A 16,843-nucleotide genomic window follows, 5' to 3' on the forward strand; every position below is an offset into this window, starting at 1 on the left:
CGTGGAGACTATTCCCAATTCCGGCCACTACCCGATGGAAGAGGCGCCCCCGTACTTTGCGACCATCCTTGAACGGCTTCTTATGAGGGAGACAATCAGTCCTTCATAGGCGTGGCATGCCCGTTGGAGTGCACGCTGCGCACTCCAACGGTTGTCCTTCCCAACGCCAGTTGACCGCTGGGAGCCATGCTGCTCTCGCCGGTGGTAGCCATTCTTGGTCCTATGCTCTACAAACAGGCGATAGCCGCCGCCCGCTATGTCAGTCCGTCCGAAAACTGCGGAGCGGATTCCCGTATGGTTGCGTGTGCGGTATGATCGGGCATGGGCTACATCGAAGGACATTCGCGCGATCAGATGCTACTGCTGCCGGCGTCGGTTGACGACTATGTCGGGGCGAACAACCCGGTGCGCTTTATCGCTGCGTTCGTCGATGATCTGGATCTTGGCGAGCTTGGCTTTGACCGCTCGCTGCCCAAGCCCACAGGGCGCCCCGGCTATGACCCCGCCGATCTGCTGAAGCTTTATCTTTATGGTTATCTCAATCGCGTGCGGTCAAGCCGGTGCCTGGCGGCCGAGACGGCGCGCAACCTTGAGGTGATCTGGCTACTCGGCGGGCTACGTCCCGATTTCCGTACGATCGCGGATTTCCGCAGGACGAACCGCGCGGCGTTCAAGCCGCTCTTCCGATCCTTCGTGCTGCTGTGCCGCCGCCTCGATCTGTTCGGGAGTGAACTGGTGGCGGTGGACGGCACGCGGCTCAAGGCGGTGAACAGCCGCAAGCGCAACTTCACCCGCCAGAAGCTGGCCGGATGGATCAAGCTCGCAGACGAGCGGATCGAGGAGTATCTGGCCCGTCTCGACCTCGCCGATCGCGCCGAAACCGAGGCAGAGGGCGCCGCCCGCCGTGTAGCGGCGCTGGAAGCGAAGATCGCACGAATGCGGGAGCGGCGTGAACTGCACCGTGCGATGCTGGCCGATCTTGTCGCAAGTGGAGAAAGCCAGTTGTCGCTTACCGATCCCGACGCACGCGGGATGGCGACCAGTCCCAAGGTCGGCGTGGGCTATAATGCGCAGGTCGCGGTCGATGACCGGCACAAGCTCATCGTCGAACAATATGTCACCAACTCCGGCAGCGATCTGGGCTTTCTGGCGCAGACGGCCAGCGCCGCACGCGAGATACTGGGTGTCGAGCAGATCGATGCCGTTGCCGACAAGGGCTATTATAAAGGCGAAGATATCGCCGCCTGCGAGGATGTCGGCGTCATGCCCTATGTCATGCGCCCACAACGCGGCCCCGGCATCAATGAGGGCTATTTCGCGAAGAGCGAGTTTCGGTACTACGCCGAGGAGGATTGCTACATCTGCCCTGGCGACCAGCGCCTCGATCCCTATACGCGTTCACAAAAGAACGGGCATGTGAACGTCCGTTACGGGAATGCGCGGGCGTGCCGGGACTGTGCTCTCAAACCTCAATGCGCGTCAGGTGTACGGCGGACCATCGACCGCTGGGAAGGCGAAGCCGTGCTCGAGCGCATGGCGGAACGGCTTGCTGTCCGGCCCGACATCATCGACCGGCGACGCGAGACGGTTGAGCATCCCTTTGGCACCATAAAACAGTGGATGAACCAGGGTGCCTTCCTCATGCGGGGGCTCGCTAACGTCAATGCCGAGTTCAGCTTGACAGCGCTCGCCTACAATCTCAGGCGGGCCATCAACATCCTCGGTATTCCGGCCCTGCTACGCGCCGTGAGGGCCTGAAATGGGCGCGCCCTTCACCGTTCTCGACGCCGCAGCGCGTCATACGTCCCGATATGGCCGATCCAGACCGTCTCCAAGCCTTCCACGCCGAAAAACCAGCATCTCAAGAGCCCAGCGCTCTTCGGCTCTCCGCCACACGACATGCCGCTGAGTTTTCGGACGGACTGATGTGTTTTCCGGCAATAATAGTCGGCTTTCCGTCGATCGTGTCCCACGAGGTGGTGTAGCTGGGGTCTGAGGTGGTCACCGTGATTTTCGGCGTCAGTCTGAGCCGATCATGTGCCCGGCACTGCCGACAGCATGATGATGGGATTGTCGCTGAGCGGTGCCATTGTATCAAGTGTCATGTAGCGTGCGCGCTGGACGGCCCATTCGTCGGACTGTTCCATGAGGATGGCGCCAACGAGGCGGGTGATCGCGGCTTCGTTCGGGAAGATGCCGACCACCTCGGTCCTGCGCTTGATCTCGCCATTGAGCCGCTCAATGGGATTCGTGCTGTGCAGCTTGGCGCGATGCTCCCGGGGGAAGGTCATGTAGGCCAGCACATCGGGTTCGGCATCGTCCATCAAGGTGCCAGTTTGGGCAGTTTGGGTCGCACCTGATCGGCCACGCAACGCCATTGCTGGCTTGCAGCTTCGGGCGTTTCCTGGGCGAAGGCGGTGGCGATAAACGCGGAGACGATGCGCCAGCCACTCTTGCCGGCATGGGCCAGGGCATTGCGCTTGAAGTGGACGCGGCAGCACTGCCAGGTGGCACACAGCAGCTTGGAGACGGCCGCCTTGATGCCTTCGTGTGCGTCGGAGATGACCAGCTTCACGCCGCGCAGACCCCGGCGCGTCAGCTTGCGCAGGAAGGCTGTCCAGAAGGGTTCTGCTTCCGAAGGGCCGATGTCCATGCCGAGAACTTCGCGGCGACCGTCGCTGTTTACACCCACCGCGACGATCACTGAAACCGAGACGATCCGCCCGTTCTGGCGGACCTTCACATAGTTCGCATCGATCCAGAGATACGGCCAGTCGCCCTCGATCGGGCGATCCAGGAAGGCGTGAACGCGCTCGTGGAGTTCTTCGCACAGTCGGCTGACCCCCGCCTTCGCGGGGGCAGGCTCTAGCTTTTGGAGATGCCATCCATACCCAGTGCCTTGAACAGATCGTCGACCGAGCGGGTCGATATCCCCTGGATGTAGGCTTACTGGATCACTGCCGTCAGCGCCCGCTCGGCCATTCGGCGTGGCTCCAGAAAACCGGGGAAGTAACTGCCCTTGCGTAGCTTGGGGATGCGCAACTCTACTGTTCCGGCGCGAGTTTGTCAGTCGCGCTCACGATGGCCATTGCGCTGGACAAGCCGGGTAGACGACTTCTCGCCGTAGCCAGCGCCGGTCAAGTTGCCGACTTCCATCTCCATCAACCGCTCGGCCGCAAACGCGATCATGTGGCGCAAAATATCAGCATCCGGGGTCTTCTCCACCAGCGAACGTAAGTGCATCATAGGGTCGGTCATCGTGGTTCCTTCCGTCAGGTTCGAGCTTCGCAACCCAAACCTATCCGAAAATCACGGTGACCACCTCAGACCCCAGCTACACCACCTCGTGGGACACGATCCTTTCCGTTTCCGTCGAAACCTCTCATCAGCAGGCCATTCCAGCCAATACCTATGCATCTCCCGCATTAGCGGGTTCTAAAATTACACTTCTGCCAAAGTAGTGCTTTACGTGGTCTGAAAATTTACGGCGGCCAGTTTCCGGACCGACGTGATGACAACTGTCAAGAAAGGATGATAGAAAATGAATATAACAAGACGTGTCGTTATCTTTTCCACTTTCTTTGTTCAGCTCAATTTGCCCAATAGACTGTCCACTGCGACCTTGGCGTCGCCGTAGAACATCCGCGTATTGTCCTTGTAGAAAAGCGGGTTTTCGATGCCGGAATAGCCGGTGCCCTGCCCCCGCTTCGACACGAAGACCTGCTTGGCCTTCCACACTTCCAGCACAGGCATGCCAGCGATCGGCGAGTTCGGATCATCCTGCGCGGCCGGATTGACGATGTCGTTCGACCCGATGACGATCACGACGTCGGTCGAAGGGAAGTCGTCGTTGATCTCGTCCATTTCCAGCACGATGTCGTAGGGCACCTTCGCTTCGGCCAGCAACACGTTCATGTGCCCCGGCAAGCGGCCTGCGACGGGGTGGATGGCGAAGCGAACAGTCTTGCCAGCGGCCCGCAGCTTGCGGGTCAGTTCGCTGACGCTCTGCTGCGCCTGCGCCACCGCCATGCCATAGCCCGGTACGATGATGACGCTGTCCGCATCGTTGAGCGCCGACGCCACGCCGTCCGCGTCGATCGCGACCTGCTCGCCTTCGATCTCCGCCGCCGGGCCAGTCGTGCCACCGAAGCCGCCCAGGATCACCGACACGAAGGAACGGTTCATCGCCTTGCACATGATATAGCTCAGGATCGCGCCCGACGAGCCGACCAGCGCGCCGGTGACGATCAGCAGATCGTTGCCCAGGGTGAAGCCGATCGCGGCCGCCGCCCAGCCGGAATAGCTGTTGAGCATCGAGACGACGACGGGCATGTCCGCGCCGCCAATCCCCATGACGAGGTGGAAGCCGATGAACAGCGCCAGCGCCGCCATGGCGAGCAGGACGGTCAGTTCGCGGCCCTCCACGCCGATATTGCCGACATACATCACCAGCAGCACCAGCGAGGCCAGCAGCGCCGAGGCGTTGAGGACATGGCCGCCGGGCAGTTTCTTCGCCTTGCCGTCCAGCTTGCCCGCAAGCTTGCCGAAGGCGACGATCGACCCGGTGAAGGTGACCGCACCGATGAAGATGCCCAGAAATTCCTCGACCTTGAGGATGTTGATTTCCACCGGCGTCTTGTGCGCGAGCAGGCCGGCAAAGCCGGTCAGCGCTTCGCGGGCGGCAGGATCGAGCGCGTTCACCGTTTCCAGTTCGAAATGCGCGTTGAAGCCGATGAATACGGCCGCCAGCCCCACGAAGCTGTGCAACGCAGCGACAAGCTGGGGCATTTCGGTCATCTGCACCCGCATCGCGACGATCCAGCCGATGACGGCGGCGACGGCGAAGGTGCCGACCACGATCGGCAGATTGGCCGCGCCGGGGCCAAAGAGGGTGGCCAACACGGCCAGGGCCATGCCGGTAATGCCGTACCAAACGGCGCGCTTGGCGCTTTCCTGGTTGGAAAGGCCGCCCAGCGACAGAATGAAAAGGACCGCGGCACAGAGATAGGCTGCGGACACCACACCGGTATCGAACATGAAATCTACCCCCTTAGGACCGCTGGAACATGGCCAGCATCCGGCGCGTGACCAGGAAGCCGCCAACGATATTGATCGACGCGATCAGGATCGAGATCGTCGCCAGAACCAGCACGATCGTGCTGGACGATCCGACCTGAAGCATGGCGCCCACAACGACGATCCCCGAAATCGCATTCGTCACCGCCATCAGCGGCGTATGCAGAGAATGGCTGACATTCCAGATTACCTGGAAACCGACGAAACAGGCCAGCACGAAGACCGTGAAATGGCCCATGAAGCTGGCGGGCGCCACGGCGCCGACGGCGATCAATACGATCGCGGCGACGATCAAAGTCGTGACCTGCGAACGGGTCTGCGCCTTGAAGGCGGCGACGTCCTTCGCCCGTTTCTGTTCGGGGGTCAGTTCCTCCGCCTTGGGTTTGGGCTTCTGGGCGGCGATCGCCTTGATCTTGGGCGGCGGCGGCGGAAAGCTGACCGCACCTTCAAAGGCGATGGTCGCGCCGCGGATCACGTCATCCTCCATATTATGGACGATCACGCCATCCTTGCCCGGCGTCAGGTCGAACAGCATGTGGCGGATATTGCTGGCGTAAAGCGAACTCGACTGTGCCGCCATCCGGCTGGGGAAGTCGGTATAGCCGATGATGGTGACGCCGTTGGGGGACACGATCTTCTGATCCGCCACCGTCAACTCGCAGTTACCGCCGCGTTCGGCCGCCAGATCGACGATGACCGATCCCGGGCGCATGGCCTCGACCATGTCCTTCGTCCACAGGACGGGGGCGTCGCGCCCCGGAATGAGCGCGGTGGAAATGACGATATCGACATTGGGCGCCAACTCGCGGAACTTCTTGAGTTGTGCCGCGCGAAATTCGGGGCTGGACGGGGCGGCATAGCCACCGGTCGCCGCGCCATCCTGCTGTTCTTCCGAAAAATCGAGATAGACGAATTGCGCGCCCATCGATTCGATCTGTTCGGCGACTTCGGGCCGCACGTCGAAGGCCAGCGTGATCGCGCCGAGCGATGTGGCCGCGCCGATCGCGGCCAGCCCCGCGACGCCGGCGCCAATCACCAGAACACGGGCCGGGGGCACCTTGCCCGCTGCGGTCACCTGGCCTGTGAAGAAGCGGCCGAAATTGGCGCCCGCCTCGATCACGGCGCGATAGCCCGTGATGTTCGCCATCGAGGACAGCGCATCCATCTTTTGCGCGCGCGAGATGCGCGGCACCATGTCCATCGCCAGCACATTGGCGCCGGTCGCGCTGACCGCAGCCAATTCTTCGCCGCGCTGTCCAGGATAGAAAAAGGAAATGAGGGACTTGCCCTGTTGGAGCCGGGTAGCCTCCTCTGCTTCGGGTGGACGCACCTTTACGATCACATCCGCAGCGGACCATAGTTCGCCCGCGGTTGGAACAACCGTCACGCCGGCAGCGCGATAGCTGTCATCGTCGAAGCCGGCCGCCTTGCCTGCGCCGCTCTCGACAAGGCATATATGGCCCAGCTTCTGCAATTGTAGAGCGCTATCGGGCGTCAGCGCGACGCGCGCTTCGCCTTGGACAATTTCTTTTGGGGCGCCAATTCTCAAATTGCCTTCCTCACCTTTTCTAACGCGAATTTCATTGTACCGAATACCAAATGGCTAATCAGAGCCTGTCGGCCCATATTATAGAAATGCAAATGTAAGGCGGTTCGTAAGGCAGCGATTTATAGACCAAATATATAAATTAATAGAATTTATAAATAGTGATCGGTGCTAAATATATTCCAGAATTTTATAATTATTGTGAAAAATTGCGGCCAGAGTTATGTGGGATTTGAAATAATTAAAAGATATTTAATCTAAGCAGCTGGTGGTTATTCTAATATCAGAATGCGATGATGCTGACCCATAAGGCATTTCTCCGGCGAAGGCCGGGTCCAGTTCTGAGCGCGGGACTGGCCCCCGGCCTTCGCTGGGGAACAACTGGCTATAGGTTCCTATCAATTCATCTTGGTATAACAGTCCGCCAAAGGATGTCCTGAAGCGTATGATCAATGGAATGTATATATCATCGAACGCCAGGACGCTGTCAGGGGCTTCGGAAGGGTGGCTACATTGGGGCATCGACAGAATTCGAGTATGATTCGATTGAAATCACTGTTTTGGTAAAGGACGAACATGCCCTCGCGCCCGTAACCGAAAGCTTCTTCGCCAATCCAACTCGACGCAAATCCGATCGCAAGGTCTTCAAGCAGGCACTTTACTTAATGCGAGATATGGGCGATAGTCTTCCGTTATCCACCAGCGTTAATCGCAAAATATTGAGTATATAACCGCCAGGCTAAGTTATTTATATGATAAATTTAGCTATTCATTATTTTTGGACGCTGGTCAATATTCAACATTTCTTTAATAGCATTATGCAGGCGAAAAATATAAGTTTCGCTAGCATAAGGCTGGATTAGACTCATGTGATGAATGCAGCAATCATATATAGCATCAATCCCATCACGTTGTTCGTTAAAGCCGGACCGTGCGGCACCAAGGCGGTTGACCCAGACCGCCCACATATTCTCTCCCAGAATCTGCGGGCTATTAGGGGAGATAAGGGGGGCAATGTCTCCGCAACTAATAGCATCTTTAATGCGCTGGATAGACCCCGTGATGGCCGTGGTCATAATGCGATGATAGCTTTCCGCCAAATGAGGATCTGTGGCGGTGAAGTAGGTCAACGATTCGAAGAAAAAATGATACCGCCACATGAGGCTGAACAAATTGACGATATATTCTGCGAGATGTTTGGCGCTGGGATTGCGCGGGCTGGATAACACATCGGTTGCATCATGCTCCAGCCGGTCTATCAGAGCGTAAATTATATCCTGCTTTTTTGCAAAATGATATGTCAGATTGCCAGGACTGATACTTAAGCTAGACGCGATTTTATATATCGGAACACGATCCACACCACTGCTATTAAAAAGCTTCAGCGCCGTTGACAGAATACGGTCTGGAGTAGATTCGTCACCCAAAGTCGATATTCCCTTAGCGTCTAGTTCCTAGATCATGACTTTATCATCTAGGATTGACCCGTCAACCTCGCTGCATCCGACTGAAGGGCTGGACGCTCGCAATCCGGGTAAGATTCGGGCGGCTTAAATCGACGAGATTACAGGGAATAAGCACGCATCCGGTCACTTAACCACTCAGCACTCTCTGAATTTCCCGGATGGTTTTGAACTTGGAAGCATGTGTCGACCGCCCGTCGACATTCTATAGCGCTTCGACAATGGTGACATTGGCTTGCCCACCCCCTTCGCACATGATCTGGAGGCCATATTTAAGTCCCTTGGCGCGTAAGCTGTGTACGAGCGTCGCCATCAGTTTGGCGCCTGAAGCACCGACGGGATGGCCAAGCGCAATTGCCCCCCCATTGACGTTCATCTTCAAGGGGTCGACGCCCGTATATTTCAGCCAGGCAAGGGGAACAGGAGCGAAAGCCTCGTTCACTTCGAATAGATCGATATCGGCTATCGCCATACCCGCACGTTTCAACGCCTTGTCCGTGGCGTATAAGGGTTCTTCCAGCATGATGACCGGATCGCCGGCGGTGACCGTGAAACTGGCAATTCTGGCTATAGGTGTCAGGCCATATTCCTTCAGGGCCTTTTCCGAAACGATCACAACTGCGGCCGCCCCATCGGTGATCTGGGACGATGTGGCGGCGGTAATAAGGCCGCCAGCGACCACAGTTTTTACGCCTGCCATGCCTTCGGGCGACACGTCCCATCGGATGCCTTCATCTTTGACATGGACGTCCTGCGTACCATCCGGCAATGTGATCGTGATGGGCACTATCTCGGCCTGGAACGCCCCGGAGTTCGTTGCAGCAATCGCTCTGCGATGGCTTTCGACACCAAAAGCGTCGAGATCGTCACGCGTGAAGCCCCATTTCTTCGCGATCATCTCCGCGCCCGCGAACTGACTGAAGTCGTTGACGCCATAGCGATCGCGGATCGCTTGCACCATCGGCGTGGCACCCTGCGCGCTGTTGGTTGCCGAACCAAGCGGCACGCGGCTCATACTTTCGACGCCTGCGGCGATCACGACATCCTGCGTTCCTGACAAAACCGCCTGCGCAGCGAACTGCATCGCCTGTTGCGACGAGCCGCACTGCCGATCGATAGTGACTGAGGGGACGGACTGCGGCAGATTCGACGCGAGTACCGCAAACCGGGCAATCTGGCGGGACTGCTCGCCATATTGGGTGACGCATCCCATTATGACGTCATCGATAACTTCGGGCGGGACGCCGGCCCGCGCGACAACTGCGTTCAAAACTTCGGCGGCGAGTTCGACGGGGTGGCGGCCCGATAGGCGCCCATTGCGCTTCCCACCAGCGGTTCTCACTGCCGATACTATATAGGCGTGCATCTTCATTTCCTTCGCCGAAGTGATAGAGGCGCGCCATCATGAGGGGCAGGCGACATCTCTTTTTCAAGGGCAACGCTTATCGCCTTGAGAATTGCCCGTAAAGAAAATAGTTGATAGGCCCTGTATACTAGTTTTTGGATTCGGGTTATTCTTGGGGCGGCGCATGCGTGCCATATAGTAAAATACGGAAAGGGGGAGGGTGAGAAATGGATCATGATCATGTCTAATCGACGCTTCAAAGGCAAGGCCGTCATCGTGACAGGAGCCGGGTCGGGCATTGGCAGGGCAACGGCATCGGCCTTCGCTCGCGAAGGGGCGAACGTGCTGGTGGTCGATATCATTGGCGACAGGGCGCATGAAACTGTCGACCTCATCCGGAAGGCGGGTGGTGAGGCAGAAGCCGGTCAGTTCGACGTCAGTGTTCGCGCAGAAGTCGATGCGATGTTTGATTCGGCGATATGTTCATTCGGGAGGTTGGATGTCTATTTCGGCAATGCAGCTGTCATCGACGCCGGAATGCCGTGCGAGACCATGTCGGACGAATTGTGGCACCGTAACATCGCTGTAAATCTTTCCGGCAGTTTCTATGGCGCACGGGGGGCAATCGCGCATCTGATGCCCACCAAGGGCAATATTGTCCTCACCTCATCGGTTGCCAGCATGGGCGGGATGGCTGGCGGAGTAGCCTACACAGCGTCGAAATATGGGGTAGCCGGCCTGGTCAACCAACTTGCCTGCGAAGTCGCGCAACGTGGCATTCGGGTCAATGCGGTAGCGCCGGGGGGTGTGCGTACCAACATTTTCGATGTAATGGGCGGTTCGTCGGAGGTCGACGATTTCGTTAAATCCGTTACGCCGATGGGACGGTTCGCAGAACCAGAGGAGATCGCCGAGCCCGTTCTCTTTCTTGCGTCAGACGCCGCCAGTTTCATTACGGGCACGACCTTGCGAGTGGATGGTGGCTGGCGGTCGAAGTGAGAATGGCGAAAAGATATATCTCGGGGACGCGCGCGGGCAGTTGGTATTCATACTGGCTTGTACATGCGCTGACGCAATTGGAGGCTGGAAACCGATGGCTGGGTGGAGCGCCTTATCCCCGCCGCCCGTTGATATGCCAGGACAGATGATCATTGGTCTGAATGAGTAGCTATCAGTCCGATGAGATCGTCCTGCTTTGCGCCTGCGCCGACCCGCCATATGTCCTGGACCATCCAAGGTAACGACAGGCGAGCTCATTTCGCGGCATTGTCCCGCAAATTGCACGCAAATAGAACGGCTCCCAGTTGCCAGTTGCAGTGATTGTGATAGGATATAGTATCTATATAGGAAGTACGTGGGCGTTGTAGCCGATCGTGGAACGAGGAAATCAGATGGCAGGGGTACATTCTTTGGTCCAAGACGAGAAGGGGATCCAGGATTGGACTGTCGGGCAGCTTCTGGGCTACGCCGCCGATAATGCGGCTGAGCAGATTGCCATAAAGGATGGGGACCTCATCTGGACCTATAAGCAATTGCAAACGGATTCATTGCGGATCGCGCAATTTCTGCTCACCCAATTCCGACCAAGGGACCATGTTGCGATTTGGGGCGCCAACAGCGCGCCGTGGATCCTATATCAGATGGCAGCCGCGCAGGCTGGCATCGTGCTGGTTACCCTCAATCCGGCGCTGCGCCTCGCTGAAGTTGAGGCGCTGTTGCGACAGAGCCAAGCTGTGGGCCTTATCGCAGATACGGAGTATCGCGGTTTCTCCTTGATCGGCGCGATCGGAGACGTTCGGCCCTCGCTCCCCCATTTGCACTCAATATTGCTGACAAGCGATTGGCAGGACCACATCGCCAGTGCGCCGGAAGGGGATGTCGATGTCATCGTCACGCCGGATGATACGGCCCTCATCCTCTATACATCCGGCACCACTGGCTTGCCCAAGGGAGTCAAACTGCATCACCGGGGCATCGTGAACAATGCTTTGCTCGGCTCGGAACTTTACCTCATGGACGACGGCCTTGCGTGGCTGGGTGCTTTGCCATTCTTTCACATCGGCGGGTCGGTGAGCACCATTTTGGGGTGTATCTCCCGGCTGGGCACCCACGTCATATTGCGCGCCTTCGAAGCCGGAGAGGTGTTGAGCCTGATCGAAAAGGAGCGCATCGCCTGGCTGCCGTGCGTTCCCACGATGGCGATCGCCATGATGGAGCATCCTGATTTCGACAAGACCAACCTGTCGTCGATCGAAGTCATCCAGACTGGCGGCACCACGGTATCGCCTGAGTTCGTGCGCCGCTTGGGAGACCGCTTTGATGCGGATGTGCAGATCATGTTCGGCCAGACCGAAGCGGGTGGCGTGATGTGCAAGTCGCTGCGCGGCGACCCGGTCGAAGTCATAGCGGGCACCGTCGGAAAGCCTTATCCTTACACCGAACTGAAGATTTCCGACGTGACCACCGGGGCCACGCTCGGCTTCGGCCAGATCGGTGAAATCCGCATCCATAGTCCTTATATGACACGCGGCTATTTCGACAATCCCGCTGCCACCGCCGCCGCGTTCGACGATGAAGGCTTCTTGCGCACGGGCGACCTGGGCACGCGGGACGACCTTGGCTATGTTCGCGTCACCGGACGGCTCAAGGAGATGATCATTCGCGGCGGCGAGAATATCTATCCGCGCGAAATTGAGGACCGGTTGGGCGATTATCCCGGCGTCGCCGAATGCGCCGTCATCGGCGTTCCACATGCGCGTTGGGGTGAAGAGGTCGCGGTCGCCATCAAATGCCATGCAGGCGCGACGATCGAAGTCGAAGAGGCGCGGGCGTTTCTGCTCGACCGGATCGCCCGGCACAAGGTTCCCAAACTATGGCAAGTGGTGAGCGAGTTTCCCCGTACGGCATCCGGGAAAATTCAGAAATTCGCGCTGGTGGATATTTTCATGACAGCCGACGAACAGAAGAACGGCTGAGCGGGCGGGATTGAAAGGGGCAGATGTGACGTCGGCGCCGTCGCGCAGAAGCAAACGGCGCCGACTGTTCGCCTTCAGCGAACGACAAATGCGTTCTTGTCGCCAAATTTGTGCACGGCCGATTTCCCCTGTGGAAAGCCGTCAAAAATGCTGCGGTCCAGATTCATGCCGCTAAACTGTTCCATGATAACCGGCTCGGAGCAGCAATCGAGCATTTTGCGGTTATATTCCTGAAACTCGGGAACGCCGCGCAATTCCATCGCGACATCTTCGTCCCATGACGCGAAGACGACGAATTCGTTCGGATCACGCGCCCAACCCTGGAAAGCAAATACGCAACCGCGGTAGTAAAAGGGCTTGGCCTCCTCGCACACCCTATCAAAAAGTCTCAGAAACTCTTCTCGGCGTGCTGGATCGACCTTCCAACGCACGGAAAACAGATTGCGGTCACGGGTAAATGGGGATTCTTCAGTCATCGCTCTTTCTCCTATCGAATGTGCTAATATCCTTATCGGCTCCTGCAGATGCGGTCCGAAAGGGGCGGGGATGCAGCATGGTCGCCCCAGTTTAACCGCAGGCCCGCGTTTGCCGAACCTTCTGCTCGCCAAGTGCGAGCCAGAAGGGGCATCGTCTCGTCCATGCTGTGACGAAGTCCTAACTCTTTGGAAGGATATCAGCTAAGCCCTCGATCCCGACCCAGTCACCTATGATGACAGGCGGTTTTCCGTTTGTTCGCTGCGTTTGGTCTTCCCGAACCACATTAAGCACGACGCGGTCGGCCCCGGCGTTTCCGAACTCCTCCACGCGCGCCGATATGGCGGCATTGTCGCCCCAAGCGGTCAGGGCATCGATCAGAGCGTCGCTGCCACCATTCATCCAGTCAGCTTCCTCGAAACCCGATTTCTCGAACGCCGCCTGATAATAGGGTAGGGCGATATACATGGCGAGATAGGTGCGCGCGATGGCGCGGGCCGCATCGGCGTCGGTGTTCAGCACGCAGAGGATCTGTGCTGTGATGCTAAAATCCGGTCCCACCCTGTCTCTTGCCTCGGCGATGACAGGGGCGGGCATCATCCACGTCACCATCCCCTGCGCATGTTTGACGGCGAGTTTTTGCAATCCGGGCGCATGCGCGGCGAGGATGACTGGCGCCATCTGCTCGGGCGTCGGGCTGATGAGCTGAGCCTCCGCCATATCTTCCAGATAGGATGTCATCTTGGGCAGCGGGGCGACCCATTCGCCCTTGCGCTTTGCGATGACAATGGGATTGGAGGCTCCGATACCCATGAGGAACCGGCCCGGATAGAATTCCGACAGCGCCTCTCGCGTCTGCTGCGCGCCCATCGCGTCGCGGCTGTAGGCCGTCGCAACGCCCGTGGCCACTTTCAGCGTCGATGTCTTCGACAGCATGTAGGCGCATGTCATATATGGGTCGCGTCCGAACGAATCGAGCAGCCAGACGCTCTCAAAGCCGAGCCGTTCGATCTTCAGAGCCAGATCCGTCAGCGCCGCAGCCGGTAGCATATGCGTCGTTCGATCAAGGGTGAGGCCAACTTCAGGCATGATATCTCCTCTTATATAGAATATAGGACCCATATACGATATGTGCAGGATGAACAACCAGTGGAGCAAGCGTCATGTTTCGCCCGGCCGCGTCCTGCGCTTGACACCAACCCCCGCAATCAGTAGCGCACAAGATAATAGTGGACAAGGTGATGGTTCGCGCGAGAATGTCTCTTGGTACGCAATTGTCGTTCGCTCTATATGGTGCTGCCAATCGAATGGCGCGTATGCACAAGCCGTTTCTGACACCGCTGGGCCTGACATTTCCGCAATATCTGGTCATGCTGTCGCTGCTGGAAGTATCTCCTGTCTCTGTGGGAAAGCTCGGCGATCGGCTTGACATGGATACAGGCACCATCACCCCCTTGCTCAAGCGGCTGGATGGGGCGGGTATAGTGACCCGCCAGCGCGATCCGAGCGACGAACGCCGCGTTCTAGTGTCGCTGACCCCTTACGGCCGTTCGTTGGAAAATGACATTGTCGGGATCACCGGCAAAATTCAGTCCGCCTGCGACCTGGATGATGAGTCACTAGGTGCGTTGCGTGGATTGCTGGAAGTGCTCGCACATCCGGCGAGATAATCGGCACAGCGGTACCAAAATCATGAGTGAGGAGAGGACGACGATGAATATTGGCATTCTGGGCACCGGACATATCGGCAAGACACTTGTGCTAACGCTCAGCGCGGCAGGGAATGATGTAAAGGTAGCAAATTCTCGCGGCCCCCAAACGATCGAAGCTGAAATTTTGGATAATGGCGCGCGCGCGGTGGAGGCAGCCCAAGCGCTGGAGGACGTCGACGTGGTGATCCTGTCGATACCGTTATTGCGTATTCCCGACGTAGCGCCCTTGTTTGCGGCGTTACCTGCCGATGTGGTCGTGATCGACACGTCGAACTATTATCCGGTTCGTGACAGCGGCATGGACGCTATCGACGCGGGGCAGGTAGAAAGCCTGTGGGTGGCAGAGCAACTCGGGCGACCCGTGGTCAAGGCGTGGAACGCCATCGGGTCGGATTCTTTCGCAAAGAAAGCCAAGCCTGCTGGCGATCCGGATCGTCTGGCCATTCCTGTTTCCGCCGACGATGAAAAGGGACGAAGCGTAGGCATGGCGCTCGTCGAACAAAGTGGTTTCGACGCTGTCTATGCAGGGACTTTGGCGGAATCCTGGCGACAGCAGCCAGGTGCGCCCTGCTATTGCACCGACCTCACGCGTGAAGAGATGCCAGCCGCGCTCGCTGCGGCGCAGGTCGACCGGCTGCCCAAGCGTCGCGACCTCAGCTTTGCCGCAGTGGTGGAACGTATGACCGGCACGGGGGCCCGCGATCCGGACGCGGAGTTTGCGGTACGCCTCAACCGCGCGCTTTTCATGTGATTATGATACCGCTTGCCCGGCGGGTAAGCGGTATCAATACCCCGTCGCGTTGTTGTTCAACCTTCGGGCGTTAGCTGACGAGTTGACGCACCATCGCGCTTTCTGCCGCTGCCGTTTCCCCCGCGATACGGCCGAAGATCAGCGCATTGGCGATGCCTATACCTCCGCCGATATAGCGCCTTCCCAGCGTACAGCCAAGAACTTCGCCCCCAGCATATAGTCCCTGCACCACGCGGCCATGGCCATCGAGCGCATGGCCATCGGGATCGATCTCAATCCCGGCATGGCATGACACCATGGCGGTGGCGCGGATTTCGACGGCATAAAAGGGGCCGGTTCGGATAGGCAGATATTTAGGGGTGGTTTTGAAGAAATCGACATCTTCCCCCGGTCCATAAGGTCGTTGTACCGATTGACGGACAGTTCCAGATTGATGGGATCGATGTCCGATCGCTTCGCCAGCTCCGCGATCGTGTCGGCCGTTTTGACCCGACCCTTGGCAACCTGATCGCGGATCACATCGATACGCCAACTGTCATTGCCAGGATCATTGATATACACTTTGAAGACGCTGTCGTCGGCACATGCTTCCAACAAGGCATCTTCATCGAAGATCGCGAAGCATCGCATCTCTGGCTGCTCATTTACCAGATAGCCGCAGACGGCATAAGATGCGTCTTCGGGAACGAAGCGCTTGCCGTCCCGGTTGACCACCATCGCCCATTCAGGAAGGGCGTAGGACATATCCGGCTTGAAATTGGGCGACATGACCAGCAGCCCGTTATCGATACCCGTAATGTTTGCGCCCGCCCTTTCGGCAAGAAGAATGCCGTCGCCCACATTATAAGGCGCTTCTGCATAGAAGGAGGTCAGTCGGCCGCCATGTGCGGCAGCCGTCGGCCATAGCCGCTTGACCATTTCGGGATTGTTGGCAAATCCACCGGTAGTAATGATGACTGCATTGGCGCGCAGATCGATGTCTCCGGAACGGATACCGACCACCCTGTCATTTTCGATCAGCAGCTCCGACACGCGGGAACCGAGCGCCACCTCGACCCCGAGTGCGCCGATCGCATTGATCAGCGACCTGGCGATGCCAAAGCCGGCTTCGACCGATTGATGACCGCGAGGGCGACCGCCAACACCCGATTCGATGACCAGGTCGGGCGGAAATTCATTGCCCAGATCGATCAACCAATCGATAATATAGGCCCCGCCTTCCGACAGTCGCTTGGCCAGTGCCGGTTTGATCGACCATTGATTGAGCGTCATCATATATTGGAACATGTCGTCGGCGGAATCTGCGATGCCAGCAGCGCGCTGGACGCTGGTTCCCGCGGCATACACCACGCCGCCGGCAAGTGCGGTCGCGCCGCCAAGTGCGGGTCCCGCTTCGACCAGCATAACCGAAGCACCGTTCTTGGCGGCGTGATAGGCGGCCGACAATCCGGCACCACCCCCGCCGATGACGACAACGTCATAATCAACCGACATTCGAATT

Annotated in this window: 12 protein-coding genes and 2 pseudogenes; 5 read left to right on the forward strand and 9 right to left on the reverse strand. The window is 58.2% G+C overall.

What is annotated here, in order from left to right; translation table 11 throughout:
* Positions 1-321: 321 nt before the first annotated feature.
* Positions 322-1,758: an IS1182 family transposase gene (locus U5A82_RS00930; protein ID WP_326287939.1), complete on the forward strand. Its 1,437-nt coding sequence runs from the start codon at positions 322-324 to the stop codon at positions 1,756-1,758.
* Between the two features lie 275 nt (positions 1,759-2,033).
* On the opposite strand, the pseudogene U5A82_RS00935 reads toward U5A82_RS00930, so the two are convergent.
* From U5A82_RS00935 to U5A82_RS00955, 5 genes and pseudogenes are all read right to left on the reverse strand, one after another.
* A pseudogene (locus tag U5A82_RS00935) lies at positions 2,034-3,258 on the reverse strand (IS256 family transposase).
* Positions 3,259-3,585: 327 nt separating this feature from the next.
* Complete coding sequence (locus U5A82_RS00940; RefSeq protein WP_326287941.1) at positions 3,586-5,037, reverse strand: NAD(P)(+) transhydrogenase (Re/Si-specific) subunit beta; 1,452 nt, start codon at positions 5,035-5,037, stop codon at positions 3,586-3,588.
* 13 nt (positions 5,038-5,050) lie between these two features.
* Positions 5,051-6,625, reverse strand: a complete 1,575-nt coding sequence (locus U5A82_RS00945; protein ID WP_326287942.1) for a Re/Si-specific NAD(P)(+) transhydrogenase subunit alpha — start codon at positions 6,623-6,625, stop codon at positions 5,051-5,053.
* Between the two features lie 758 nt (positions 6,626-7,383).
* Positions 7,384-8,049, reverse strand: a complete 666-nt coding sequence (locus U5A82_RS00950; RefSeq protein ID WP_326287944.1) for a TetR/AcrR family transcriptional regulator — start codon at positions 8,047-8,049, stop codon at positions 7,384-7,386.
* A gap of 241 nt (positions 8,050-8,290) precedes the next feature.
* On the reverse strand, positions 8,291-9,451 hold the full coding sequence (locus U5A82_RS00955) for an acetyl-CoA C-acetyltransferase (protein WP_442802126.1): 1,161 nt from the start codon (positions 9,449-9,451) through the stop codon (positions 8,291-8,293).
* 219 nt (positions 9,452-9,670) lie between these two features.
* Between U5A82_RS00955 and U5A82_RS00960 the strand changes: the two genes are divergently transcribed.
* Positions 9,671-10,429 (forward strand): SDR family NAD(P)-dependent oxidoreductase, encoded by a 759-nt coding sequence (locus U5A82_RS00960; protein ID WP_326287948.1) that lies wholly within the window; start codon positions 9,671-9,673, stop codon positions 10,427-10,429.
* 374 nt (positions 10,430-10,803) lie between these two features.
* Positions 10,804-12,405: a class I adenylate-forming enzyme family protein gene (locus tag U5A82_RS00965; RefSeq protein ID WP_326287950.1), complete on the forward strand. Its 1,602-nt coding sequence runs from the start codon at positions 10,804-10,806 to the stop codon at positions 12,403-12,405.
* A 74-nt stretch (positions 12,406-12,479) separates the two neighbouring features.
* Here U5A82_RS00965 and U5A82_RS00970 read toward each other — a convergent pair whose 3' ends face one another.
* Together U5A82_RS00970 and U5A82_RS00975 are read right to left on the reverse strand one after the other, a co-directional pair.
* The gene (locus tag U5A82_RS00970) at positions 12,480-12,881 is read right to left on the reverse strand and encodes a putative quinol monooxygenase (protein WP_326287952.1); all 402 of its coding nucleotides are present in this window, start codon (positions 12,879-12,881) and stop codon (positions 12,480-12,482) included.
* Between the two features lie 178 nt (positions 12,882-13,059).
* Positions 13,060-13,968 carry an LLM class flavin-dependent oxidoreductase gene (locus U5A82_RS00975; protein ID WP_326287953.1) on the reverse strand — a complete coding sequence of 303 codons (909 nt, stop codon included), beginning with the start codon at positions 13,966-13,968 and terminating at the stop codon, positions 13,060-13,062.
* A 140-nt stretch (positions 13,969-14,108) separates the two neighbouring features.
* Between U5A82_RS00975 and U5A82_RS00980 the strand changes: the two genes are divergently transcribed.
* Positions 14,109-14,549: a MarR family winged helix-turn-helix transcriptional regulator gene (locus U5A82_RS00980; protein ID WP_326287955.1), complete on the forward strand. Its 441-nt coding sequence runs from the start codon at positions 14,109-14,111 to the stop codon at positions 14,547-14,549.
* Between the two features lie 43 nt (positions 14,550-14,592).
* Entirely contained in the window at positions 14,593-15,342 is a 750-nt protein-coding gene (locus U5A82_RS00985) for an NADPH-dependent F420 reductase (protein ID WP_326287957.1), read from the forward strand.
* A 70-nt stretch (positions 15,343-15,412) separates the two neighbouring features.
* Here U5A82_RS00985 and U5A82_RS21645 read toward each other — a convergent pair whose 3' ends face one another.
* Positions 15,413-15,874 (reverse strand): FAD-binding protein, encoded by a 462-nt coding sequence (locus U5A82_RS21645; protein ID WP_442802143.1) that lies wholly within the window; start codon positions 15,872-15,874, stop codon positions 15,413-15,415.
* Between the two features lie 134 nt (positions 15,875-16,008).
* A pseudogene (locus U5A82_RS21650) lies at positions 16,009-16,836 on the reverse strand (FAD-dependent oxidoreductase); the annotation flags it as partial.
* Between the last annotated feature and the right edge of the window lie 7 nt (positions 16,837-16,843).

This window comes from Sphingobium sp. CR2-8 (assembly GCF_035818615.1).
Classification (GTDB): Bacteria; Pseudomonadota; Alphaproteobacteria; order Sphingomonadales; family Sphingomonadaceae; genus Sphingobium.

Coding starts and splice junctions, on each gene's coding strand:
- U5A82_RS00960 (WP_326287948.1), top strand. CDS start 9,671: ATGTCTAATCGACGCTTCAAAGGCAAGGCCGTCATCGTGACAGGAGCC.
- U5A82_RS00940 (WP_326287941.1), bottom strand. CDS start 5,037: ATGTTCGATACCGGTGTGGTGTCCGCAGCCTATCTCTGTGCCGCGGTC.
- U5A82_RS00970 (WP_326287952.1), bottom strand. CDS start 12,881: ATGACTGAAGAATCCCCATTTACCCGTGACCGCAATCTGTTTTCCGTG.
- U5A82_RS00955 (WP_442802126.1), bottom strand. CDS start 9,451: ATGCACGCCTATATAGTATCGGCAGTGAGAACCGCTGGTGGGAAGCGC.
- U5A82_RS00985 (WP_326287957.1), top strand. CDS start 14,593: ATGAATATTGGCATTCTGGGCACCGGACATATCGGCAAGACACTTGTG.
- U5A82_RS00975 (WP_326287953.1), bottom strand. CDS start 13,968: ATGCCTGAAGTTGGCCTCACCCTTGATCGAACGACGCATATGCTACCG.
- U5A82_RS00930 (WP_326287939.1), top strand. CDS start 322: ATGGGCTACATCGAAGGACATTCGCGCGATCAGATGCTACTGCTGCCG.